Raw genomic sequence first — 502 nt, forward strand, 5'->3', positions numbered from 1 at the left:
CGCGTTCCTCGACGCCCTCGGTGTCGAACCCGACCGCGTCCCGACCGACCTGGATGCACGGGCCGCGCTGTACCGCAGCCTGGTCGCCGACAAGCGGATGCTGATCGTGCTGGACAACGCCGCCACCGCCGAGCAGGTCGTGCCGCTGCTGCCCGGCAGCCCGACCTGCACCGTGCTGGTCACCAGCCGTCAGGTGCTGCCCTCGCTGATCGACCGGCACGGCGCCCGGCATGTACGCCTCGACCTCCTCGCCCACGACGAGGCCCGCACGTTGTTGACCGCCCGCCTGGGCCGGGACCGCGTCGCCGCCGAACCCGAGGCGGTGAACGAGCTGATCGGGCTGTGCGGCGGCTACCCGCTGGCCCTGGCGATCACCGCGCGCACCGCCGAAGCCCGCACCGCCGTCCCACTGGCCGAGGTCGCCGCCGAACTGCGCGAACTGGGCCTGGAGATGCTCGACCACGACACCGACCCAGCCGCCAGCCTGCCCTCCGTGCTGTCC

General features: G+C 73.5%; 1 pseudogene. It reads left to right on the plus strand.

The features are described 5' to 3' along the window. A pseudogene (locus KZQ38_RS35720) lies at positions 1-502 on the plus strand (NB-ARC domain-containing protein); the annotation flags it as partial.

It is taken from the genome of Saccharothrix obliqua (genome assembly GCF_019375475.1).
GTDB classification, from domain to species: domain Bacteria; phylum Actinomycetota; class Actinomycetes; order Mycobacteriales; family Pseudonocardiaceae; genus Actinosynnema; species Actinosynnema obliqua.